The sequence below is a fragment of the Oerskovia sp. NPDC056781 genome, from assembly GCF_042789955.1.
Taxonomy (GTDB): domain Bacteria; phylum Actinomycetota; class Actinomycetes; order Actinomycetales; family Cellulomonadaceae; genus Oerskovia; species Oerskovia rustica.
Genome location: NZ_JBHUAD010000036.1, coordinates 1 through 23,150, shown reverse-complemented (window position 1 = coordinate 23,150; position 23,150 = coordinate 1). Strand labels below are relative to the sequence as shown.

The following is a 23,150-nucleotide window of genomic DNA, read 5'->3' as shown; positions in this document are numbered from 1 at the left end:
CTCCCGGCCCCCGCCGGGAGCCTCGCTGAGCGTCCGGACCTCTCCGTGGCGGGCCCCCGGCCACGGGCGCACCTAGGCTCGTCCCATGAGCAACCTCGAGACCCGGCCCCGCGAAGAGGTGTGCGCCGCGGGGAGCCACGCTCCGTCGTCGGGCAGCCCTGTGGACGGAGCAACCGCGGGCCGCACGCCCGTCGAGATCCTCGACCACCGTCAGGTCCCGCTCGGCGGGACCCGCGCCATGGACGTGCGCCGCACCCTGCCGCAGCGTGTGCGCTCGCTCGTGGGCGCGTGGTGCTTCCTGGACCACTACGGGCCCGACGACGTCTCCACGTCTGACGGCATGCAGGTCCCGCCGCACCCGCACACGGGGCTCCAGACCGTGAGCTGGCTGTTCGAGGGCGAGATCCTGCACCGCGACTCGGTCGGGTCCCTGCAGACCGTGCGGCCGGGCGAGCTCAACCTCATGACGGCCGGACGCGGAATCTCGCACTCGGAGGAGTCGCCTGCGGGACTGCGGCCGCCCCTGCTGCACGGCGTGCAGCTCTGGGTCGCGCTGCCGGGGGACCGTCTCGGTGACGCGCCGTTCTTCGAGCACCACGGCGACCTGCCCGTGTGGAGCGGGCCGGAGGGCGAGCGCGTCCAGGTGCTCGTGGGGTCGCTGAGCGCGGGGGGTGTCGGGCTGCGGTCGGCCGCGACGGTCTTCACACCACTGGTGGGGGCGCAGGTGGACCTGCCCGCGGGGGCGTCGGTCGAGCTCACCGTCGACCCGGGGTTCGAGCACGCGCTCCTCGTCGATGCGGGCGACGCGTCGTTCGAGGGCGTTGCCGTGCCGGTCGCGTCGCTCGGCTACGTCGAGCCGGGACGTTCGGTGCTGACCGTCTCGGCGGGGGAGGAGCCCGTGCGGGCCGTGCTGATCGGCGGTGAGCCGTTCGCCGAGGAGATCGTCATGTGGTGGAACTTCGTGGGCCGCTCGCACGACGACGTCGCGGCCGCGCGTGCGGACTGGATGGCGCAGGTCGAGGTCAGCCCTGCTGACCTGGGGGACGATGCGGCTGCGGGGCCGGTCCCCGTCCCCGTCCCCGTCCCCAGCGACGGCGGCACGCGCTACGCCCCGGGTGCGCCCGGCCGCAGGTTCGGGGAGGTCGTGGGGTACGACGGCGGGCCGCTGCCCGCTCCGGTGCTGCCCGACGTGCGGCTCAAGCCGCGCAGGCGACCGATGTGAGGCGAGCTCGGGCGGACGTGCGGTGGTCCCCGGTACGACGCCGTACCGAGGACCACCGGGCGACCGTGCCGGGCGCGTGACCTGATGCCCCGTCGATGGGGCATCAGGCCGGTCGCCCGACGTGGAGGTCGTCGCCGTCAGCGACGCTCCTGCTGGTGCGTCTAGATGAACTTCGCCGACTTGATCCTGTTGTCCCAGTTGACCGACGTGTGGTTGAGACCGTTGCTCAGCATCGGGTCCTGCCACTGTCCGCCGCGGGCCGGGTTGTTGAGGGTGAACGACAGGCCGGTGTAGTTGGCGCCGTCGTAGAACCGGGCGATGCTGGTGTTTCCGTTGTTGACGACGGAGCTGATCGAGCTGGGCCCTGTCCCGAGGTTGACGAACTGCTGGAAGTACGCGTTCGGTGCCCCCGGGAAGCTCTCGCCGTTCCACATGCAGGCGTATCCCGCGGCGCAGTCGGAAGCCGCTGCGCTGGCCGAGGTCGCGCCTCCGACAAGGAGGCCGGCGGTCAGAAGAAGTCCGACGGGTGCGGCCTTCAGAAATCGCTTGTTCATTTGATCCCCTCTGCTGGGCAAAGTCACGGTTTGTGGCTTTGCGTTACGCCAGGTTAACGGGGCCGTGCGTTCGGTGCCACTCGAAAGCGCGGGTGATTGTCGCCCGATTTTCTGACCGCGTGGTCGTGTTTTGTGACGGGCTCGCGGAATGACGCGCTCTTTCCGGGGCCGGCCTGTCTGCCGCGAGAAAAAGCTTCCACGCGTTCGGTTTCTTTCCTCGGGAGCGGTCGAGGAGCGGAATTCATGCCGTGCGTCCGTCGGCGAGGCTGAGCGCCGTGCGGCCGGTGCGCGACCGTGACCCCGGAGCGGGGGCCGGCTCGACGGCGTCGAGCGAGCGCCTCAGCTGCCGCCGCGCTCGGGTGAGGCGCATCGAGTAGGCGGCCCGCGAGCACCCCAGGATGCTCGCGGCCTCGCTCGAGGTGAGCCCGCCCCACGAGACGAGTGAGAGCGCCGCGCGATCCGCAGGACCGAGGCGTGCCCACGCGTGCCGCAGGTCGATCGACATGTCCGAGAGTGCCGCCTCGTCCGGGACGAGATCACGCTCACCTCCCACCCGACGCTCGAGTCGTCGATGTCGGTCCTGTGTACGACGGTCGCTCGCAAGGACGTTGCGGGTCACGCCGAAGAGCCACGGCCTCATCTCGCCCGGAGGGACACGACCCCAGCTGCGCCACGCCACGGCGAAGACCTCCGACGCGAGGTCCTCCGCGTCGTGACCGTCCGCACGTCGACGCAGGTAGGCCAGGACGTGCGGGTACGCCTCGCGGTACATGGCGGAGAACTCCAGCTCGACGTTGTTGTCGTGGTGCACGTCAGGACCGTATTGCATCACCGTCGGGATGCGCGTGTCAGGGCCGTGCGGCGTCGGCCGGTTCCGGCCGCTGCGGACGGCTGGTCAGCCCAGGTCGTCGATCACGGCGTCGATCCCCTTCTCGTACTCCGCATAGGCACGCCGGGTCGCCTCGAATCCCGCGCTGTCCTGGCCGATCGCCGTGAGCTCGCCCTGGGCTCGCGCCTGCAGTATCGCGTCGTCGTACCCCACGTCGGACCGGCAGCGCGCGTCCACCACGGCGACCTCGCGCTCCCGCTCCGACAACGGAAGGTCGAGCTCCAGGGCGCCTCCGCCGGCGTCACCTGTCAGTCCGGTCACCGACGGTGACGGCATCTCGAGCGGACTCGTCGGCAGATCGACGACCCCGGCGGGCTCCATGCACGTGCGCCAGGCGGCGATCGCCTGCTGCACGCCTGAGTCCTTCTCGACGGCCTCCCAGCCTGCTGCCTCGACGGCGGTCAGGTAGTCGTGCGGGACGAGGCCCAGCCGCTCGTCCGCCTCCTGGCCGCACGTGACCATCGCGTCGTGCATCGCCGAGGTGATCTCGACGTCATCCGGGACAGCCGTGTCCGGCCCCGTGGGGAGCCGCAGGTGCGGGTACCCCCACTCCTGTGCGATCTGCTCGTCGAAACGGAGCTGTCCTGTGCGCTCGTCGAACAGGTGCGGCTCGCTCCCTGGAGGCAGCGGAAGGTACTCGACGACACCTTGCAGGCACTGCTGCGCGAGAAGGTCACGGGCATATCCGTCCCGCGGGTCCTTGAACTCAGGGACCAGCTCGTAGACGGGGCTGAGCGTCGCCGACGTCTCGTCATAGCCGTAGCGCACGGCAGTTTCTCGGGGGTCTGCGTCGTCGCCAGGTGTGCAGCCCGACAGGGTGGTGGCCACGAGCAGCCCGGTGACCAAGGTGCTGAATCGCGCAGCGCGAGGAGAAGGTCTCATACCGAACTCATGGCGCCGAAGGTGCCGAGTGCAACAACAGAAAGTGAGCCGACGGGAAAATGTCCGGAGAGGTTCCCCGGTTCCTCCGGCCCGCAGGTGGGTCTCGGCGTGTCGGTCGGTGCTGCCGCATGGTTCCCCGGTTATTCTCGTCCGTTTGTCCCGGTCCTGCCGGGACGTTTCCCAAGGGCGCCGACGTAATTGAAAAGCGAATCACCGCATCGTCGGACCGGCGTCATCGCTCAGACGAGCTGGTGTCGCCGCGCGGATGTTCTCGGATCGCATCCGCCGTGCCAGCACCTGCGTCACTGCTTCGTCCCCGGCCGCTCCGACGGGTCCCATCCGGGCCGAGGTTCGCGGGACGCGACGGAGGCGTCGCGCGAGCGGTACACGATGTAGGGCCGGAAGATGTACGGCACGGGCGCCGAGAACGCGTGCACGAGCCGCGTGAAGGGCCACAGGATGAACAGCAGGTTCGCGGCGACGATGTGCAGCTGGAACGCCGCGGGCACGCCTTCCATGAGCGCGGGCTGCGGCTGGAAGTACCAGAGGGACCTGAACCACGGCGAGATCGTCTCGCGGTAGTTGTACCCGTGGTTCTCCGCGAGGAGCTGGGTCTGGACGGTCGCCCACGCGCCGAGCAGGATCGACGCAGCGAGGAACACGTACATGACCTTGTCCATGCGCGTGGTCGCGAGGAACACCGGCCCGGTCGTCCGCCGCCGGTAGACGAGGATGAGCAGCCCGGCGACGAGCGCGAGGGCCGCGAGCGAGCCCATGTACGTGGCCACGAAGTGGTACGCGCCCTCGTCGATCCCGACGGCCTCGGTCCACGACTCGGGGATCACGAGCCCCAGGACGTGCCCGAGGATCACGAACAGCAGCCCGAAGTGGAACAGCGGCGACCCGAGCCGCAGCAGCTTCTTCTCGTAGAGCTCGCTCGACCTGGTGGTCCACCCGAACTTGTCGTAGCGGTACCGCCACACGGACCCGACGACGAACACCGCGAACGTCACGTAGGGGAAGACGACCCACAGCAGGATGTCTCCCGTGCTCGCTCCGGTCATCGTCGTACCTCCTCGGGCGGCGCCCCCGTGGGCGCGAACGGTTCGAGCGGTCCCATGGCCGACAGCCCGACCATCTCGGTCGGCGGTCCCGACGTCACGAGCTCGAGGTACCGGCGCTCGGTCTCGGCGTCGAGCGGAGGCAGGGTCAGGCACACGGCCTCGACCACGAGCGCGTACGGGCTGGACGCCGCGGCGAGGGCGGAGCGCAGCACCTCGATGCCCTGGCGGTGCGAGCCGAGCAGCCCCGCGGCGATGCGCTCCTCGTCCCGCGTGGTCGCCCGGGCGGAGAACTCGAGGGCCATGGGCAGGTAGTCGGGCAGCTCCTCGCCGTCGACCTCCCACCCGGCGGCCCGGTACGCCTGCACGAACCGCACGAGCGCCATGCCGCGCTTCCGCGTGTCCCCGGCCGCGTAGTACGACAGGTACATCGAGCACTTGCGCTTGAGGTCGAACGTCGCGACGTAGCGCGCCTCGAGCGCGGCGGGCTCGCCGGCGTCCAGGTCGTCGAGGAACGCGCCGAGCCGTGCCTGCACGGGGTCGGGAAGCTGCCCGACGACGTCGCGCACCTCGCGCGCCGCGGCGAGCGTCCCGGCGTCGGGGTAGTCGAGCAGGAGCGAGGCGGCCATGTGCGTCGTGCGCCGCTGGGCGGGCGTGGCCCGGACGGGGGTGAGGGGATCCAGGAGGGGCGTGCGCGCCGTCGGGCGGGGCAGGAAGGTCGTCGCCGGGGACTTCGTGAACAGCCCCATCATCGGGCCGCCGTGCCGTCGCCGGACGTGTCCGGACCGGGGCCGTCCACGAGACCGTCTGGCCCGCCCGTCAGGCCGTCGGGAGTGCCCGGCGGGAACAGGCCCGGGGGCCGGCCGTTGCCGTCCCAGTTGAGCAGGTTGACGCGCCCGGGCGTCGAGGGACCGTTGGGGGAGTCGGCCGTCTGCCGGGCCTGGAGCACGTGGAAATTCTCGACCGCGACCGGGGCGGGGGTCCCGCTCGACGAGCCGAACGGCCCGGCGCCACCCATGCCGCCCATCCCGGGGCCGCCGTCGAAGTCGAGCGAGCAGCTGATCTCCTCGAGCTCGCGTGCGATCTCCTGGTGGGCGGTCGGGATGACGTAGCGGTCCTCGTACTTGGCGATGGCGAGCAGGCGGTACATCTCCCGGATCTCGGTGCCCGTCATGCCGACCGCGCGGGCGATTGCCTCGTTGGGCTCGTCGCCCAGGTTGATGTCGCGCATGTAGGTGCGCATCGCGGCCAGGCGCCGCAGCGTGCGCTCCACGGGCACGGTGTCGCCCGCGGTGAACAGGCCCGCGAGGTACTCGAGCGGGATGCGGAGCTTGGAGATCGCCGCGAACAGGGTCCGCGGGTCCTCGCCGTCGTTGCCCGACGAGCCGACCACGTCGACCACGGGGGACAGCGGCGGGATGTACCAGACCATAGGCATGGTCCGGTACTCGGGGTGCAGCGGAAGGGCCACGCGGTACTTCTGGATGAGCGCCCAGATCGGCGAGGCCTGTGCGGCCGCGATCCAGTCCTCGGGGATGCCCTCGGCGCGCGCGCCCTCGACGACCGCCGGGTCGTGCGGGTCGAGGAACACCGAGCGCTGGGACTCCAGGAGGTCGTGCTCGTCCTCGACGGCCGCGGCCTCGGTCACGCGGTCGGCGTCGTACAGGACAAGGCCCAGGTAGCGCAGGCGGCCCACGCACGTCTCGGAGCAGACCGTGGGCAGCCCGACCTCGAGGCGCGGGTAGCAGAGCGTGCACTTCTCGGCCTTGCCGGTCTTGTGGTTGAAGTAGACCTTCTTGTACGGGCAGCCCGTGACGCACATGCGCCACCCGCGGCACTGGTCCTGGTCCACCAGCACGATCCCGTCCTCGGCCCGCTTGTACATGGCCCCCGAGGGGCACGAAGCGACGCACGCGGGGTTGAGGCAGTGCTCGCAGATGCGCGGCAGGTAGAACATGAACGTCTGCTCGAACTCCGACGCCACGTGCTCGCTCATGTGCGCCAGGATCGGGTCGTCCTGCATGGTCTCCTTGGACCCGCCCAGGTCGTCGTCCCAGTTGGCCGACCACTCGATCTTCATGTCCTCGCCCGTGAGCAGGGACGTGGGCTTCGCGACGGGGGTGTGCGGGCCCTGCGGGGCCGAGAGCAGCATGTCGTACTCGTACGTCCACGGCTCGTAGTACTCGTGGATCGAGGGGAGCTTGGGGTTGGAGAAGATCGTCGCGAGCTTCTTGGCCCGCCCGCCCGCGCGGAGCTTGAGCTTGCCGCGCCGGGTCCGGACCCAGCCGCCCTGCCACTTCTCCTGGTCCTGGTAGGTCCGGGGGTAGCCCAGCCCGGGCCGCGTCTCGACGTTGTTGAACCACACGTACTCGACGCCCGTGCGGTTCGTCCACGCCTGCTTGCACGTCACCGAGCACGTGTGGCACCCGATGCACTTGTCGAGGTTCATGACCATCGACATCTGAGCCATCACACGCATCAGTACGTCACCTCCTGCGAGCGGCGGCGGATCGTCGTGACCTCGTCGCGCTGGTTGCCCGTGGGCCCCAGGTAGTTGAACGCGAACGCGAGCTGCGCGTAGCCGCCCACGAGGTGGCTCGGTTTGAGCAGCACACGCGTCAACGAGTTGTGGATGCCGCCGCGCAGCCCCGACGTCTCGGCGAGCGGGACGTCGATCGTGCGGTCGGTCGCGTGGTGCATGTACACCGTGCCCTCGGGCATGCGGTGCGAGACCACGGCCCGGGCCACGACCACGCCGTTGCGGTTGTACGCCTCGATCCACTCGTTGTCGCGCACCCCGATCTTGTCGGCGTCGCGCGGCGACATCCAGATGTTCGGCCCGCCGCGCGACAACGAGAGCATGAACAGGTTGTCCTGGTACTCCGAGTGGATGGACCACTTCGAGTGCGGCGTCAGGTAGCGCACCGCGACCTCGGCCTGGCCCTCCGAGCCGGGGTAGCCGCTGGGAGAGCGGTCGCCCAGCGGCGGGGAGTCGGGGAACAGGCGGTGCATGTCGAGCGGCGGGCGGAAGACCGGCAGCTGCTCCCCGAGCTCGGTCATCCAGTCGTGGTCGAGGAAGAAGTGCTGGCGGCCGGTGAGGGTGTGCCACGGCTTGAGCCGCTCGACGTTGATCGCGAACGCCGTGTACCGCCTGCCCCCGTGCTCCGAGCCGGACCACTCGGGAGAGGTGATGACCGTCGTCGGGCGGGACTGGACGTCCGGGAACGTGACGCGCTTGCCCTGCTCGTCGCGTGCGAGGTCCGCGAGCTCGACGCCCGTGCGCTTCTCGACGTGCTCGAAGCCCTGGACGGCGAGGCGCCCGTTCGTCGTGCCCGACAGCGCGAGGATCATCTCGCACGCGTGCGTGTCCTTGTCGAGCCGTGGGCGCCCCGCCGCGGGGCCCGAGGGGACGAGCCCGTTCTTCTGCCCCAGGACCCGCACCTCCTCTCCCGGCGAGAACTGCACGCCCTTGGTGACCATGCCGAGCTTCTCGGTGAGCGGACCCAACGAGGCCATGCGGTCCGCGAACGCCGGGTAGTCGCGCTCGACCACGACCAGCTTGGGCATGGTCACGCCCGGGACCAGCGGACGGGACGCGGACCCCGCGCCCGAGTCGACGATCGTGCCGTGCGGCACCGACATGGCGTCCGGGGTGTCGTGCAGCAGGGGGGCGGCCACGAGATCCTTGCGCACGCCCAGGTGCTCGACCGAGTACTCGCTGATCTTTCGCGCGATCGTGTGGAAGATGTCGAAGTCCGTGCGGGTCTGCCACGGCGGGCTGATCGCCGGGTTGAACGAGTGCACGAACGGGTGCATGTCCGTCGTGGACAGGTCGTGCTTCTCGTACCAGGTGGCCGCGGGCAGGACGACGTCCGAGAACAGCGTCGTGCTCGTCATGCGAAAGTCGAGCGTCGTGAGCAGGTCGAGCTTGCCGCGCGGCGCCTCCTCGGCCCACTCGATCGAGCGCGGTCGCCGCGCGGGCGCCGACTCGCCCGCGAGCACCGCCGAGTCCGTCCCCAGCAGGTGCTTGAGGAAGTACTCGTTGCCCTTGCCCGAGGACCCCAGGATGTTGGCCCGCCACACCGTGACGCAGCGCGGGAAGTTCTCGGGGGCGTCGGGGGCCTCGACCGCGAACCGGAGCGCGCCGCTGCGCAGCTCGGAGACCACGTAGTCCGCGGGGGCGACGCCCGCCGCCTCGGCCTGGTCCACGAGGTCGAGCGGGTTGCGGTCGAACGTCGGATAGCTCGGCATCCAGCCGCGCTGCGCCGACTCGACCAGGCAGTCGGCCGTGGTCCGGCCCGCGAACATGCCCGAGCCCAGCGGTGTCGCGAGCGCGTCCGCGGGCAGCCCGTCGTAGCGCCACTGGTCCGTGGCGACGTACCAGAACGCCGTGCCGATCATCTGCCGCGGGGGCCGCGACCAGTCCAGGCCGCCCGCGTACTGCGCCCACCCCGTCACGGGCCGGCACTTCTCCTGCCCGACGTAGTGCGCCCAGCCGCCGCCGTTGACGCCCTGGCAGCCCGTCATGGTCGTCAGCGCGAGCATGGCCCGGTAGATCGTGTCGGCGTGGAACCAGTGGTTCGCGCCCGCGCCCATGATGATCATCGAGCGCCCGCCGGACCGCTCGGCGTTGTCCGCGAACTCGCGTCCGATCCGTGCGGCGGCCGCCGCCGGGACCCCCGTGAATTGCTCCTGCCAGGCCGGGGTGCCGGGGGAGTCCGCGTCGTCGTAGCCCGACGGCCACTCGCCGGGCAGTGCCAGGTCCTCGCGGTTCACGCCGTAGCGCGCGAGCAGCAGGTCGAACACCGTGGTCACCAGGTGCCCGCCCACGCGCCGGACCGGCACGCCGCGCGTGAGCGAGCCCGCGCCGCCGGTGTGCATCGCGGTCTCGCCCTGGTCGGGGTCGGGGGACAGGTCGAAGCGCGGCAGGTCCACGCGGACGGTGGCGAGGGGCGCAGGTCCGTCGGCGACCGACAGCAGCGGGACCACACCCTCGAGGTCCAGGTTCCACTTCCCCTCGTCGGCCTCGCCGAACCGGTGCCCGAGCGTGCCGTTGGGGATGACGACACCCCCGTCCGCGTCGAGCAGCACGGGCTTGAAGGCCGCGTTCGCGGCGCTCGCGGCTCCTGGCAGCACCTCGTCGCCCAGGTCGGCCGCGGTGAGGAACTTGCCCGGGACGTAGGTGACGTCCCCCTGACGGGGAGCGGCGTCGTCGGGCCTTGACGACGCGGACGCCGGGCTCGGCGTGAGCGTGACCAGGAACGGCGAGTCCGTGTACCTCCTCAGGTAGTCGACGAACGGCGCCGTGCGACGTTCCACGTGAAACTCCCGCAGGATCACGTGGCCCATCGCGAGGGCCAGCGCGCCGTCCGTGCCGGGGTGCACCGCGAGCCACTCGTCGGCGAACTTGGTGTTGTCGGCGTAGTCGGGCGAGACCACGATGACCTTCTGACCGCGGTAGCGCGCCTCGGCCATGAAGTGCGCGTCCGGGGTGCGGGTCACCGGGATGTTCGAGCCCCACATGATGCAGTACGACGAGTTCCACCAGTCGGCGGACTCGGGCACGTCGGTCTGGTCGCCGAACACCTGCGGCGACGCGACCGGGAGGTCCGCGTACCAGTCGTAGAACGACAGCATCGCGCCGCCCAGCATCGAGACGAACCGGGCGCCCACGCCGTGCGAGACCATCGACATCGCCGGGATGGGCGAGAAGCCCGCGATGCGGTCCGGGCCGTAGGTCTTGATCGTGTGGACGTGTGCCGCCGCGACGATCTCCGCGGCCTCGTCCCACGACGCCCGGACCAGGCCGCCCTTGCCGCGCGCCTGCTTGTAGGCGCGGGCCGTCTCGGGGTCGCCCGTGACCTCGGCCCACGCGCGCACGGGGTCGCCGGTGCGGGCCTTGGCCTCCCGGAACGCGCGCAGCAGCACTCCCCGCACGTACGGGTAGCGGACCCGCGTCGGGGAGTACGTGTACCAGCTGAACGCCGCGCCGCGCGGACAGCCGCGCGGCTCGTACTCGGGCGAGTCCGGGCCGACCGACGGGTAGTCCGTCTGCTGCGTCTCCCACGTGATGATGCCGTCCTTGACGTACACCTTCCACGAGCACGACCCGGTGCAGTTCACGCCGTGCGTCGAGCGCACGACCTTGTCGTGCGACCACCGGTCCCGGTAGAACACGTCGCCCTCGCGCCCCCCCTGGAGGAACAGCTGGCGCAGGTCCGGCGAGACCTCGCCGCGGCGCAGGTGCTTGCCCAGCCGCAGCAGGGCGTCCTCACCGCTGCCACCCGGGGACTCAGGGCGTGGGGCGTCCGCGGCGCGGGCGTCGGTGCCCGGGCCGGGGACGGTGGACTGCGACATACGACCTCCTGGGGCGAGCAGGACCGTGCGTGTTCGTTCGTCTGCCTCGCAGTATGCCCACGTCCCGCAGGGTTCTGCCCGGGGAGCGGGGCGACGTCGCCCGGTGCGCCGCGATTGTCTACGGTGCTCCCATGACCACGTTCGACGGGCCCCACGCCACCTTCCCCCTCGCCCACCTGCCCGTCACGGTCGTCACGGTCTCCGACCGCGGCTCGCGCGGCGAGTACGTCGACCGCTCGGGGCCGCTCCTGGTCTCGCTCCTGGAGACGGGCGGCTTCGAGCGCGTCACGACGCGTCTCGTGCCCGACGGCGTCGACCACGTCCGCGACGCCCTCACCTCCGCGCTGGCCGAGGGGGCGCGGCTCGTGATCACCACGGGCGGGACGGGCGTCGGCCCGCGAGACTTCACGCCCGAGGGGACGGCCGAGGTCGTCGACCAGGAGCTGCCGGGAGTCGCCGAGGCGATCCGGCGGCGCGGGGCGACCGTCGTGCCGAGCGCGGTGCTGTCACGGGGGATCGTGGGGACGGCGCCGGGGGCGCGCGGGCTGCGGGCGTTCGTGGTCAACCTGCCGGGTTCACCGGGCGGCGTGCGCGACGGCTGGTCGGTGCTCGAACCGCTGCTGCCGCACGTGTTCTCGCAGCTCGCGGGCGGGGACCACTGAGGGTCTACGCGCGGGGTTGTCAGCCGCCCGCGAAGGGCGGCAGCACGTCGACCTGCTGGTCGGCCGCGAGCGCCACCCCGTGGTCGGCCGTCCGGACGCCGCCCACGAGCACGGAGCAGCGCGGCAGCACGTCGGCGAGGGCGGGGTGGCGCGCGGTCATGATCGCGAAGAGCTCCCCGACCGAGGCCCCGGGGAGGGACTCGGCCTCGAGCCCGGCGGCCTCGGCCGCGCCGGCGAAGTAGCGGACCTGCGGCACGTCAGGCCCTCTCGGGGGCCGCGGGCTCGACGGTGGCAGCCCCTTCGTCCTCGGCGGCGACCTCGTCGAGGGTCGCCTCGACGTCCCACGCGAGCGCGAGCTCGGTGGCGCGCTCCATGGCGTCGAGGCCGGGGTGGTCGGCGCCTTCCCCGGCGGACAGTCCGGCGACGTATCCGGCGATGAAGGTCGTGAGCGGGGCCGCGGGTCGTTCGACCCGGTGCGCGGCGTCCCGCGCGAGGTCGAGGATCGCCCCGATGTCGACCGCCTCACGGTCGAGGTCGAACTCGTCGACGAGGGCGTCCACCCAGCGCTCGAGGTTGCTCATGCCATGCCTCCCGAAGGTCCGTGCGGGTCGTGACTCTCCAGTGCCGTACCGTGCGCGTCGTGCGTACGTCTCCGCATCCTGCCACGTGTCCACGTCGGTGCTCAGGCCGTCCACGTCCTCGACGCGGGTGAGTTCCATCCCTTGGACGAGGCGGCGCACGGGGGCGCCCGCCAGGCCGCCCTGCGCCTGGTCGTCCGCGAGCCGGGCCACGGCCGCGTCGAGGGACTCGCGGCGGTACAGCCCGACGAGCCACTGGTCCCGCCCGTCGTGCGCGAGGTGCACACCGTCGATCCTCCCGTGGTCGGCAGCGGAGGAGCCTTGTGCCGCCGCCACGAGCAGCGGCACGGCCTCCGCGGCCCGGGGCACGTCGCAGGCGAGGAGCAGGACCCAGGGCGCCGCGCCGTCGGGCAGGGCGGCGAGGCCCGCCGCGGTCCCCGCGACCGGACCACCGAACGGCGGGTCCTCGCGCGTGAGGACGTACGCGCCGGAGGCCAGGTCGTCGGGCCCGACGACGACCGTCGCCCGGGCGTCGCGGGTCGCGGTCAGCACGTGGTCGAGCAGGCGGGCGCCCGCGACGACGAGCTGCGGCTTGGACGTGCCGAGCCGCTGCGCGCGTCCGCCCGCGAGCACGACCGCGTCGAACAGGGGCCCGCTCACACCGGGCGCACCCACTCGCCCGACTTGCCGCCCGTCTTGGACTGGAGGCGGACGTCGGTGAGCTCGACGGACTTGTCGAGCCCCTTGACCATGTCGACGACCGCGAGCCCCGCGACCGCGACCGCGGTGAGCGCCTCCATCTCGACCCCCGTGCGGTCCGCGGTGCGCACGGTCGCGCTGATCTCGACGCCGTGGTCCTGGACGTCGAGGTCCACGGTTGCGCCGTGCACCCCGATGATGTGGGCGAGGGGCAGCAGCTCGGCGGTCTTCTTGGCGCCCTGGATGCCTGCGATGCGCGCGACCGCGAGCACGTCGCCCTTGGGGACCTCGCCCGACCGCAGGGCTGCGACGATGTGCGGACCGCACCGGACGACGCCCGTCGCGGTCGCGGAACGGACGGTCGGCTGCTTGAGGGTGACGTCGACCATGCGGGCGTGGCCGCGCTCGTCGAGGTGGGTGAACTCGCTCATGCGATCACCATGACACGCACGACCTCGCCCGTCCCAACCGCCTCGACCTCGGGTGGTACGACCGCGATCGCGTCGGCCCGCGTGAGCACCGACACGTGGTGCGCGCCGGGACCGACAGGTGCGACGCCGTCGGCCCCGACGAAGCGCACCGGGAGGAACTGCTGACGCCCCGCCGGGGAGCGCCAGCCCTCGGTGGCGACGCGCTCGACGAGCGGCTCGACGGGCTCCGGGTGGCCCGCGAGGCGGCGCACCGCCGGGCGCACGAACGCCCGGAACGACACGTACGCGCTCACCGGGTTGCCGGGCACGCCGAGCAGGGGGGTGCCGCGCCAGCGGGCGGCCGCCTGCGGCTTGCCGGGCTGCATCCCGACCGCGACCAGCAGGACGTCGGAGCGGCCTCGCGTCGTTGTCGGCACCGCGTCCTCGGGCCCGGTCAGGACCTCCTTGACGACGTCGAACGCCCCCGCGCTGACCCCGCCCGAGGTGACGATCAGGTCCACGTGGGGGGCGACGTCGTCGAGCACCGCGCGCAGCGCCTCGGCCGTGTCCGGGACCGCGCCGACGCGTACCGGCACGCCCCCCGCGTCGCGCACGCACGCCGCGAGCAGCAGCGAGTTGGAGTCGGGGATCTGGCCCGGGCCGGGGGCCGTCCCGATCGGCACGAGCTCGCTGCCCGTCGAGAGGACCGCGACGCGCGGGACGCGGTGCACCGGAAGGGTCGCGTGCCCCGCCGAGGCCGCGGCCGAGACGAGGCGCGGGGTGGTCGGGGAACCCGCCACGCCGACGAGGTCGCCGACCGCGACGTCCTCGGCACGGCGGCGGACGTTGGGCCGGGAGGGCTCGTAGACCTCGATCCGCTCGTCCAGGGGGTCGCCGGGCACGAAGCGTCGCGTCGAGGTCCGCTCCACGGGCACGACGACGTCGCACCCGTTCGGCACGGGGGCGCCGGTCATGATGCGGACGGCTTGGCCGGGGGCGCCGGAAGCGCCCCGCCCGACCGCCGGGTCGCCGGAGGGCGCTGCCGCGATGTCCCCCACGACGCGCAGCGTGACGGGGGAGTCCGGGGTCGCGGCCGCGAGGTCCGCGCCGCGCAGCGCGTACCCGTCCATGGCCGAGGCGTCGAAGCGCGGGACGTCCAGGAGGGAGCGGACGTCGTCGGCCAGCACGCGCCGGGCCGGGGATGCGGTGGCGAGCTCGTCGAGCGTCACGGGCTCCGCGGCCAGCGGAGCGACCAGCGCGAGGACGTGGTCGCGGTACTCGTCGACCGTGATCCCGGCCGGTGCGGGGCTGCCCGTGCGGGCGGGGCCGCCGGCAGAACCCCACCGGTCGACGACCCGTGGTGCTTCCGACGGCTGGTCCAGGGCGTGGGGGTCCATGGGGACACCGTAGGCCAGCCGTCCGTCGGTCAGTCCCGTGTCGCGACCGCGAAGACCCTCCGGAACGCGAGCGGCGTCCCGTACGGGTGCGCGGGGTACGCCGTGCGGAGCGCCTCCTGGAGGTCGGCGACGAACGACGGGCGCAGCGCCCCGGGCAGGGCGTCGAGCACCGGGCGGGCGCCCGTCGCCGCGATCCAGGTGAAGACCGGGTCCTCGCCCTGGAGCACGTGCAGGTAGGTGGTCTCCCAGGCGTCGACCCGCCAGCCGGGCCGAGCCAGGTCGTCGAGATACTGCTCGGGGTCGAACCCTCCCGGCCGGGCGACCGAGGCGGTCGACGCCCGGTACGGTTCGCGTCCCGCGACCTCGCGCAGCGTCACGTGGCTCGGGGCGTCGTGGTTGCCCGGGACGGAGAACGCGAACGACCCACCGGCGGCGACCATCGAGGTCAGGTGTGGGAGGAGGGCGCGGTGGCCAGGGACCCACTGGAGCGTCGCGTTGCTCACGACGAGGTCGACGGGGGCGGGAGGCTCGAACGTGCGGAGGTCGGCGAGAGCGTACCGCCCGGCCGGATCGTCGCGCCGGGCCCGGTCGATCATCGCGGGCGACGAGTCGACGCCCAGGACGTCGGCGTCCGGCCACCGGTGGCGCAGTGCCTCGGTCAGGTGACCGGGTCCGCAGCCGAGGTCGACGACCGTGCGGGGCGTCCCCGGCACGCGGGCCAGGAGATCGACGAAGGGCCGCGACCGCTCGTCGGCGTAGCGCAGGTAGGTCTCCGGGTTCCAGTCCGCCACGACACACTCCTTCTTGATGTCAACAGTCTTGACATCAAGATATAACGGGCGGGTCGTTCAGTCGCGCACGCCGCGCCGTACCGGCCCCAGCGTGAACAGCAGCGTGAGCAGGGCCGTCACCGAGAGGGCCGCGAATCCCAGGCCGTAGTCCCCGTTGAGCTGGTACACCGCACCCATGATGAGCGGCGGGATGAACCCGCCCAGGCCGCCAGCCGCACCCACGAGCCCTGTCACCGCACCGACCTTGTCCTGCGGGGCGACCTTGGCGACCAGCTCGAACGTCGCGCCCGACGACGCCCCGAGGCCCACCGCGAGGCCCAGGAACGCGATGGTCCCGAGGGGCACGAGGCTCGGCTGGAACGCGACGACCGCCGCGAGGACCGTGACGAGCGCGAAGCACACGACCGACACCGGGATCCCGCCGAACCGGTCCGAGAGCGTCCCGCCGATCGGGCGGCACGCGACCGCGAGCACCACGAACCCGGCCGTCCGCGCGGCGGCGTCGGCGGCCGTCAGGTCGTAGGCGTTCACCAGGAACGTCGGCAGGTACACGCTGAACGCCACGAAGCCGCCGAACCCCACGGCGTAGAGCCACGAGAGCTGGAGCGTCGCCGGGAGCCTGAACGTCGCCCACGTGCGTGCCAGGAAGTGCCCGTGCGCGGCCGGTGCCCGCCCCGGGGCGTCACGCACGAGGAGCCACGAGGCGACCGCGTACACCGCCAGGACGCACGCGACGAGCACGAACGGCGCGCTCTTGCCGTACGCGTCGGTGATCCGCACGGTCGTGAACGCGGAGATCGCGGTGCCGCCCATCCCGATCCCGAAGATCCCCAGCGCGGTCCCGCGCCGGGCCGGGGGATACCAGGCGTTGACGAACGGCACCCCGACGGCGAACGCCGTCCCGCCCAGCCCCAGGAAGAAGCCACCCAGGATGAGCAGAGGAAAGCTGTCCGCGACGAAGCCGATGAACAGGACCGGGACGATCGTCGCCGCGCTGACCAGCGGGAACATGATGCGCGCCCCGAGACGGTCCGTGAGCGCGCCGACCGGGATGCGCCCCAGGGAGCCCACGATGACCGGCACCGCGACGAGCACCGACTGCTGGACCGCCGACAGGCCGAGCGCCTTGCTGTACGCGCCGCCGAGCGGGCTGATGAGCGCCCACGCCCAGAAGTTCACCGCGAACCCGATCGTGGCGAGGGCCAGCATGAGCGTCGCGGACCCGCCGGGCGGGGCGCTGCCGGTCGGGGCGGCCGCCCCCTGCCCGGCGCCGGGGGACGTCACCGGCGCGGCTGCTTTGTCAGGATGCGTCACTGTGACTCCCGGGGGTCGGTCGCCCGTCCTCGGGCGAATCGGTGGAGCTCGAGATTCCCGCCCGACCCACGCTATCCGCGCAGGTGACGTGTCGCGCGGGCTGGCGAAGACGTCGTCGGGCCCTAGCGTGGTCCTCACGTCCCGCCCGCGCCGCACCACGAAAGCCCTCTCCATGACCCTGCTGTTCCTCGGCGTGATCCTCGTCAACGTCTTCGCGTTCGCCCTGATCCTCCTGCGGGCGCCCCTGTTCCGCACCGAGGTCTACCGGCCGATGCTGCTCAACACCGGGCTGTCGGTGCTGCCCGTGTTCGTCCTGACGTTCCTGATCGTCGGGGACCTCGCGCTGGGTGCGGCCGGCGCGCCGTCGTGGCTCGTCGCGACCATCGCGGGGGTCGGCCTGGCCATCTGGCTGCTGCTGCTCCCCAACGCCGGCTATCTCGTGACGGAGCTCAACTTCAGCCACCGCAAGGACGACGAGGACGTGCCGCTCTGGTTCGACATCGTCGCGGTCCTGACCCTCGCGATGTCCGGCGTGCTCAACACCGTCGTCAACATCTTCCTGGTCCAGATGTTCTACGCCGTGCTGCGCTACCCCGAGGACCTCAAGCCCTTCCTGCGCCCGGCGTCCTGGCTCGTGGTCGTCGTGATCCTCGTGCTCGTCTCGTTCGGGATCTACCTGGGGCGCTACATCCGCTTCAACAGCTGGGACCTGATGCATCCCGCCGGGTTCCTCCGGAAGTTCTTCCGCTACTTCCGCGAGCCCGGCAAGGTGCGCGACGCGCTGCTGTTCAGCGGCCTCTACACGGTGTTCTTCGCGCTCATCTACCTCGTCGTGATCGGGTCGATCCTCGAGACCATCACCGCCGTCACGGGCTGACGGGACGGTCTACCTCGGCGTCGGAGGTGCTGACGGCGGCGCGACCGAGCCGCGGATGACCAGGTGGAGCGGCAGGACCGTGCGGGCGGGCTCGGCGACGTCGTCGGGGGCGTCGGCACCGCGGCGGGCCATGGCGCGTTCGAGGGCGTCGACCGCCGCGAGGGCGAGCGCCGCGACGGGCTGCTCGAGCGTCGTGAGCTGGGGCCGCAGCCACTGGCCGATGCGGATGCCGTCGCAGCCCACGACCGACAGGTCCTCGGGGATGCGGATGCCGTGGAGCTCGGCGGCGCCGAGCATCCCGACGGCCACGATGTCGCTGCCCACGAACACCGCGGTGGGGGCGTTCCCGGGGCGCGTCAGGTAGGGGAACGTCGAGGCACCGAACTGCTCGGTGTACGGGCCGTGGCGGACCAGCTCGGGGTCGACCGTCAGTCCCGCGTCGGTGAGCGCGTCGACGTAGCCGCGCTTGCGCTCCTGGGTCGTGGAGAGCTCGGGCGGGCCGGCGACGTGCGCGATCCGGCGGTGCCCCTGCTGGATGAGGTACCTCGTGGCCTGGTAGGCGCCGCCGTAGTTGTCGACCGTCACGGTGTCGACCGGGAGGTCGAGGTCGATCTCCTCGTCGATCACGACGACGGGCAGCCCGCCCTCGACGGCGCGGGCGAGGCGCTCGTCGGTGCGGCTCATGCCGAGGTAGATCAGGCCACCCAGCACGTCGCTGCCCCCGATCAGGGGGCTCAGCCCGCCGTCGCGCTCGCCGTGCTTGCCGGAGACGGCGACGACCAGGGGGATCTGGCGCGAGGCCGCGAGGTCGGCGCACTCCTCGGCCAGGGTCGTGAAGAACGGGTTGGTGAAGTCGGGCACGACGAGCGCCACGACGCCCTGCCCGGCGTCGGTGCGCGCGTGCGCTCCCGCCCCCTGCCGGGCGGTGCGGACCCCGCGGTTCGCGGTGGTGCCGCGGTAGTCGAGCGCCGCGACGGCGGCGTCGATCCGGGCCGCGGTCTCGGGCTGGACGTTGAGCTGGCCGCGCAGGTAGCGGGAGGCCGTCGACGTCGAGACGCCTGCGTGTTGCGCAACTTGCGTCAGTGTCATCGTCGCCACCTCTCTGCTCGTGCCCCGGCCGTCGGGTGCCTCCCGAGCCTATCGCTGCGCAGGCGCCGGGCGGGCCGTGAGTCCGTGGGGGCCGCGGATTCCCGGGGTCCGATGGTGCGGCGGCGGCCCGGCCGCGGGCGTCGCGTCGGTGCTCGGTTGACACCAGGATGCCGCGCGCCTAGGTTGTTGCGCAACAGCAACACAACATTGCGCAACGTCGCCGATGTGCGGCCGAGCCCGAACCGTCTTGAGGAGAACCGCATGAGCCGCGTGCTGCTTGCCGGAGAGTCGTGGATCAATGCCGCGACGGACTACAAGGGCTACGACGCCTTCCCGCACGCCCAGCTGGAGATCGGCTGCGCCAAGCTGCTCGAGGCGCTCGCCGCCGAGGGGCACGACGTCACGCACCTCCCGTCGCACCTCGTCGCGACCGACTTCCCGTCGATGCTCGAGGAGCTCGACGCGTACGACGTCGTCCTCCTGTCGGACATCGGCGCCAACACCCTCCTGCTCCCGCCCGTCGTGTTCTCCGAGGGGCGTCCCTTCCCGAACCGCATCAAGCTCCTCGCCGAGTGGGTGCGCCGCGGCGGCGGCCTCATGATGGCCGGCGGCTACCTCAGCTTCCAGGGCTTCCAGGCCAAGGCCAACTACCACGGCACCGCGGTCGAGGCCGTCCTGCCCGTCGAGATCCTCCCGTACGACGACCGCGAGGAGACCCCCGAGGGCATCAGCGGCGTCCTGACCGACGTCGAGCACCCCGTGACCGCAGGCCTCGACGCGCAGTGGCCCATCCTGCTCGGCTACCAGAAGCTCACCGCCAAGGCCGACGCGACCGTCCTCGCGACGATCGAGGGCCGCCCGCTCGTCGCGGTCCGCACCGAGGGCGAGGGTCGCACGCTGGCCTTCGCGTCCGACATCTCCCCGCACTGGGCCCCCCGCGAGTTCATGGAGTGGTCCGGCTACGGGAAGCTCTTCGGCCAGGCGATCACCTGGCTCGCAGGCTGATGAGCGCCCACCCCGAGGGCGGGGTCGCTCCCGCCCTCGCCCCGCAGGTCGCGGCCTCCCCGGAGGTGACGGTCGTCGGCAGCCTGAACATGGACATCAGGCTGACCGTCGACCGGATCCCGCGCTCGGGCGAGACCATCAGCGCGACCGGGCTCAAGCGCTCGCCCGGCGGCAAGGGGGCCAACCAGGCCGTCGCCGCCGCACGCCTGGGCCGTCGCGTCGCGATGGTGGGCGCCGTCGGGGACGACGACGCGGGCCGTGCGATCACGGCCCGACTCGTGGCCGAGGGACTCGACGTCGCGTCGGTCGCGGTGTCCGAGCAGCCCACCGGCACCGCCGTGATCCTGTGGGAGCAGCCCGAGTCCACGATCGTCATCGAGGCGGGCGCCAACGCCGACGTCGACGAGCAGTTCGTCGACTCGCGCGACGCCGCGGTCCGGGCCGTCGCCGACGCGCAGGTCGTCCTGTGCCAGTGCGAGACCCCGCTCGGTGCACTCGCCGCCGTGACGCGCCTCGCGACCGGAACGACGATCCTCAACCCGGCCCCCGCGGTCCCGGTCCCCGCCGAGGTCCGCGACCGGTTCGACGTCCTGGTCCCCAACCGGTTCGAGCTCGCGACCCTCGCGGGCGCGCCCGAGGCCCCCGAGACCCTCGCCGACGTCGTGGCCATGGTGCGAGGGCTCGCCTTCCCGGGCGACGTCGTCGTGACCCTCGGGGCCGACGGCTCGGTCGTGGTGCCTCGCGACGGCCTGCCGACCCCCGTCCCGGCCGTGCGCGTCGACGCGATCGACACGACCGCCGCGGGCGACAGCTTCTGCGCGGCGCTCGCCGACGGGCTCCTGCGCGGTGAGGACCTCGTCGGAGCCGCCCGCTGGGCGGCCCGCGTCGCGGCCGTCACCACCACTCGCGACGGGGCCATCGAGTCCCTGCCGCTCGCGGACGAGGTGCCCGCCGCACCGCAGGACCTCACGCCGGAGCACTGACCCTCACGACCCGTCACGACCCGTCCGACCGCACGACCCCCACCCGCACGACCCCCACCCAGCACCACCCGCACGACCCCCACCCAGCCCGACCACTCAGCGTCGACCCAGGGCTGGCCGTTCGATCGGTCCACCGATCCGACGTACCGTCGAAAGATGAAAGGCACGGCCAAGCAATGAAGCACACCACGCCGGAGACGGCCTCCCGCTCGGGAGGCACCCAGGCGGTCGCCCCGTCGCAGCGCAACAAGGTCAAGAGCACCGCGACCGCGCTCCTCGTCCTCGCGACCGTCCTCGCCGGAGCCCTCGGCCCCATGCAGGCCGCGGTCAACGGTCAGCTCGGCAAGACGATCGGTGACGGCCACGCGGCCGCCCTCATCTCGTTCGGCACGGGCCTGGTCCTGATGTTCGTCATCGTCTTCGCACGCCCCGTGACGCGGCGCGAGGCGCTGGCCATCCCGAGCCTCATCAAGGGCCGCACGATCCCGTGGTGGAACTTCCTCGCGGGTCTCTGCGGCGCGGTCATCGTCCTCTCGGAGGGCGTCACGGTCGGTGTCCTGGGCGTCGCGACGTTCCAGATCTCGCTCATCTCGGGTCTGGTCATCTCGGGCGTGATCTGCGACCGCCTCGGCGTCACGGCCTCGGTCAAGCAGCCGCTCACGTTCTTCCGCCTCGCGGGTGCGGTCCTCGCGATCGTCGCGACCGTCATCGTCATCTCGCCGAACTTCTCGACGCCGCACACGATCGCCCTCGCGATCATGCCGTTCGTCGGCGGTCTCCTCGCCGGCTGGCAGCCCGCCGGCAACGCCGCGGTCGCCGACGCCACGGGCTCGATGCTCGTCTCGATCGGGTGGAACTTCCTGGTCGGCTTCACGGCCCTCGGCATCGCCTACGGGATCCGCGCGATGACCTCGGGCGTCGACTTCCAGCTGCCGCCCACGTGGTGGATGTACCTCGGCGGCCCGCTCGGCCTGCTCTCGATCGCGCTCATGGCGCTGCTCGTCCGCGGCCTCGGGCTGCTGCTCCTGGGCCTCGCGTCCACGGCGGGTCAGCTCGTCGGTTCGCTCCTGATCGACTGGGCCGTCCCGTCGCTCGGCCACACGATCTACGCGGCCACGATCATCGGCACCGTGATCGCGCTCGTCGCGGCGGTGATCGGCATGATCCCGTCCGGGAAGTCGACCGAGGCGCCGGCTGGGAGCGGTGACGCAGGAGTGGCCGCCGCCGTCGGCGGTGGTGAGGCAGGAGAGGTGAGCCCGCGATGAACGTCACGCCGGCCGGATTCGTCCAGACGGTCACCGGACGCGTCGCCGTGGCGGACCTGGGACTGACCCTGCCCCACGAGCACCTGTTCAACGACCTGTCCGGGGTGCTCGACGCGCCCAGCTACGAGTTCTCCCGGGCCGTGGTCCGCGAGCCCGTGTCCGCGTCGGTCGCCTGGGCGCTGCGCCAGGACCCGTACTGCTGCGCCGACAACATCGCCGACAAGCCTGTCGCCGCGGTCGAGGCGGAGATCCGCAGCTTCGCGGCCCTCGGGGGACGGACCGTCGTGGACGCGACGTCGAGCGAGGCGATCGGGCGCAACCCCGAGCGTCTGGCGGACGTCGCGAGCCGCACGGGCCTCAACGTCGTCATGGGCGCGGGCGCCTACCTCGAGAAGTTCGAGGGCGAGCGCATCACGGCCCAGGCCGTGGACGCGCAGGCCGCGGCGATCTCGCGCGAGCTGTCCGACGGCGTGCGGGACACGGGCATCCGGCCCGGCGTGATCGGGGAGATCGGCGTCTCGCCGGACTTCACCGCGGGGGAGCGGGCGTCGCTGCGGGCCTCGGCCCTGGCGCAGCTCGAGCACCCCCACGTCGCGATGCAGATCCACCTGCCCGGCTGGCAGCGTCGCGCCCACGAGATCCTCGACCTCGTGCTCGACGAGGTGGGAGTGCGGCCCGAGAAGGTCGTGCTGTGCCACATGGACCCCTCGGCCGAGGACCCGGAGTACCAGCGCGCCGTCGCGGAGCGGGGGGTGTGGCTCGAGTTCGACATGGTCGGCATGGACATCACCTACCCCAAGGAGGGCGTCTCGCCCGACCCGCACACCACGGCGGGTGCGGTGCACCGGCTCATCGAGGCGGGGTTCGCGGGCCAGGTGCTCATGAGCCACGACGTGTTCCTCAAGCAGATGTGGGTGCAGAACGGCGGCAACGGGTTCGCGTACGTGCCCACGGTCTTCACCGAGATGCTCGCGCAGCGTGGGGTCGAGCGCGAGGTGCTGCGCCGTCTGACGCACGAGAACCCGGCGGCGATGCTCACGGCGTGACCGCGTACGGTGTGCGACCGCGAGGTAGACCCGTGGGCGCGAGGTAGACCTCCCGGAGGTCTACCTCTG

At 72.2% G+C, this 23,150-nt stretch carries 21 protein-coding genes; 7 read left to right on the top strand and 14 right to left on the bottom strand.

The annotated features are described in order from the left end of the window. Positions 1-85: 85 nt before the first annotated feature. Positions 86-1,222, top strand: coding sequence for a pirin family protein (locus ACFRCR_RS05395; RefSeq protein ID WP_377676011.1), 1,137 nt, complete (start codon positions 86-88; stop codon positions 1,220-1,222). Positions 1,223-1,383: 161 nt separating this feature from the next. Here the strand turns inward: ACFRCR_RS05395 and ACFRCR_RS05390 are convergent, their stop codons facing one another. The 7 genes from ACFRCR_RS05390 to ACFRCR_RS05360 form a co-directional block, all read right to left on the bottom strand. Next, positions 1,384-1,776 carry a peptidase inhibitor family I36 protein gene (locus ACFRCR_RS05390; RefSeq protein ID WP_191796772.1) on the bottom strand — a complete coding sequence of 131 codons (393 nt, stop codon included), beginning with the start codon at positions 1,774-1,776 and terminating at the stop codon, positions 1,384-1,386. A 241-nt stretch (positions 1,777-2,017) separates the two neighbouring features. Next, positions 2,018-2,587 (bottom strand): RNA polymerase sigma factor, encoded by a 570-nt coding sequence (locus ACFRCR_RS05385; protein WP_377676010.1) that lies wholly within the window; start codon positions 2,585-2,587, stop codon positions 2,018-2,020. Positions 2,588-2,671: 84 nt separating this feature from the next. Beyond that, complete coding sequence (locus tag ACFRCR_RS05380; protein WP_377676009.1) at positions 2,672-3,547, bottom strand: hypothetical protein; 876 nt, start codon at positions 3,545-3,547, stop codon at positions 2,672-2,674. A gap of 302 nt (positions 3,548-3,849) precedes the next feature. Continuing rightward, positions 3,850-4,611, bottom strand: a complete 762-nt coding sequence (gene narI / locus ACFRCR_RS05375) for a respiratory nitrate reductase subunit gamma (protein ID WP_377676008.1) — start codon at positions 4,609-4,611, stop codon at positions 3,850-3,852. Beyond that, a complete protein-coding gene (gene narJ, locus ACFRCR_RS05370) occupies positions 4,608-5,360 on the bottom strand; it encodes a nitrate reductase molybdenum cofactor assembly chaperone (protein WP_377676007.1) in 753 nt (250 codons plus the stop codon). Before narJ ends, narI begins: the two co-directional genes overlap by 4 nt. Then, complete coding sequence (gene narH / locus ACFRCR_RS05365) at positions 5,357-7,087, bottom strand: nitrate reductase subunit beta (RefSeq protein ID WP_377676006.1); 1,731 nt, start codon at positions 7,085-7,087, stop codon at positions 5,357-5,359. Before narH ends, narJ begins: the two co-directional genes overlap by 4 nt. Continuing rightward, positions 7,087-10,965, bottom strand: a complete 3,879-nt coding sequence (locus tag ACFRCR_RS05360; RefSeq protein ID WP_377676005.1) for a nitrate reductase subunit alpha — start codon at positions 10,963-10,965, stop codon at positions 7,087-7,089. Before ACFRCR_RS05360 ends, narH begins: the two co-directional genes overlap by 1 nt. Positions 10,966-11,096: 131 nt before the next feature. Here ACFRCR_RS05360 and ACFRCR_RS05355 point away from each other — a divergent pair, with 131 nt between their 5' ends. Next, entirely contained in the window at positions 11,097-11,627 is a 531-nt protein-coding gene (locus ACFRCR_RS05355; RefSeq protein ID WP_377676004.1) for a molybdenum cofactor biosynthesis protein B, read from the top strand. A gap of 19 nt (positions 11,628-11,646) precedes the next feature. Here ACFRCR_RS05355 and ACFRCR_RS05350 read toward each other — a convergent pair whose 3' ends face one another. From ACFRCR_RS05350 to ACFRCR_RS05325, 6 genes are read right to left on the bottom strand one after another with little or no spacing between them, the layout of a single operon-like run. Continuing rightward, positions 11,647-11,883, bottom strand: coding sequence for a MoaD/ThiS family protein (locus ACFRCR_RS05350; protein WP_377676003.1), 237 nt, complete (start codon positions 11,881-11,883; stop codon positions 11,647-11,649). Position 11,884: 1 nt separating this feature from the next. Continuing rightward, positions 11,885-12,865, bottom strand: a complete 981-nt coding sequence (locus tag ACFRCR_RS05345; protein ID WP_377676002.1) for a DUF6457 domain-containing protein — start codon at positions 12,863-12,865, stop codon at positions 11,885-11,887. Next, positions 12,862-13,335, bottom strand: a complete 474-nt coding sequence (gene moaC / locus ACFRCR_RS05340) for a cyclic pyranopterin monophosphate synthase MoaC (protein WP_377676001.1) — start codon at positions 13,333-13,335, stop codon at positions 12,862-12,864. The genes ACFRCR_RS05345 and moaC overlap by 4 nt, the downstream gene beginning before the upstream one ends. Continuing rightward, positions 13,332-14,711, bottom strand: a complete 1,380-nt coding sequence (gene glp, locus ACFRCR_RS05335; RefSeq protein ID WP_377676000.1) for a gephyrin-like molybdotransferase Glp — start codon at positions 14,709-14,711, stop codon at positions 13,332-13,334. The genes moaC and glp overlap by 4 nt, the downstream gene beginning before the upstream one ends. A gap of 29 nt (positions 14,712-14,740) precedes the next feature. Beyond that, positions 14,741-15,502, bottom strand: coding sequence for a methyltransferase domain-containing protein (locus tag ACFRCR_RS05330; RefSeq protein WP_377675999.1), 762 nt, complete (start codon positions 15,500-15,502; stop codon positions 14,741-14,743). Between the two features lie 57 nt (positions 15,503-15,559). Further along, positions 15,560-16,786 carry a nitrate/nitrite transporter gene (locus tag ACFRCR_RS05325; protein ID WP_377675998.1) on the bottom strand — a complete coding sequence of 409 codons (1,227 nt, stop codon included), beginning with the start codon at positions 16,784-16,786 and terminating at the stop codon, positions 15,560-15,562. Positions 16,787-16,988: 202 nt separating this feature from the next. On the opposite strand from ACFRCR_RS05325, the gene ACFRCR_RS05320 reads away from it, so the two are divergent. Continuing rightward, a complete protein-coding gene (locus ACFRCR_RS05320) occupies positions 16,989-17,693 on the top strand; it encodes a DUF1361 domain-containing protein (protein ID WP_377675997.1) in 705 nt (234 codons plus the stop codon). A gap of 9 nt (positions 17,694-17,702) precedes the next feature. Here ACFRCR_RS05320 and ACFRCR_RS05315 read toward each other — a convergent pair whose 3' ends face one another. Continuing rightward, on the bottom strand, positions 17,703-18,791 hold the full coding sequence (locus ACFRCR_RS05315) for a LacI family DNA-binding transcriptional regulator (protein WP_377675996.1): 1,089 nt from the start codon (positions 18,789-18,791) through the stop codon (positions 17,703-17,705). Positions 18,792-19,043: 252 nt separating this feature from the next. Between ACFRCR_RS05315 and ACFRCR_RS05310 the strand changes: the two genes are divergently transcribed. The 4 genes from ACFRCR_RS05310 to ACFRCR_RS05295 all read left to right on the top strand — a co-directional run bounded on the left by ACFRCR_RS05310 (position 19,044) and on the right by ACFRCR_RS05295 (position 23,081). After that, positions 19,044-19,787, top strand: a complete 744-nt coding sequence (locus ACFRCR_RS05310; RefSeq protein WP_377675995.1) for a glutamine amidotransferase — start codon at positions 19,044-19,046, stop codon at positions 19,785-19,787. Continuing rightward, entirely contained in the window at positions 19,787-20,770 is a 984-nt protein-coding gene (locus tag ACFRCR_RS05305) for a ribokinase (RefSeq protein WP_377675994.1), read from the top strand. Before ACFRCR_RS05310 ends, ACFRCR_RS05305 begins: the two co-directional genes overlap by 1 nt. Positions 20,771-20,946: 176 nt before the next feature. Next, positions 20,947-22,035, top strand: a complete 1,089-nt coding sequence (locus ACFRCR_RS05300) for a DMT family transporter (protein WP_377675993.1) — start codon at positions 20,947-20,949, stop codon at positions 22,033-22,035. Continuing rightward, on the top strand, positions 22,032-23,081 hold the full coding sequence (locus ACFRCR_RS05295) for a phosphotriesterase (protein ID WP_377675991.1): 1,050 nt from the start codon (positions 22,032-22,034) through the stop codon (positions 23,079-23,081). The genes ACFRCR_RS05300 and ACFRCR_RS05295 overlap by 4 nt, the downstream gene beginning before the upstream one ends. Positions 23,082-23,150 lie beyond the last annotated feature (69 nt).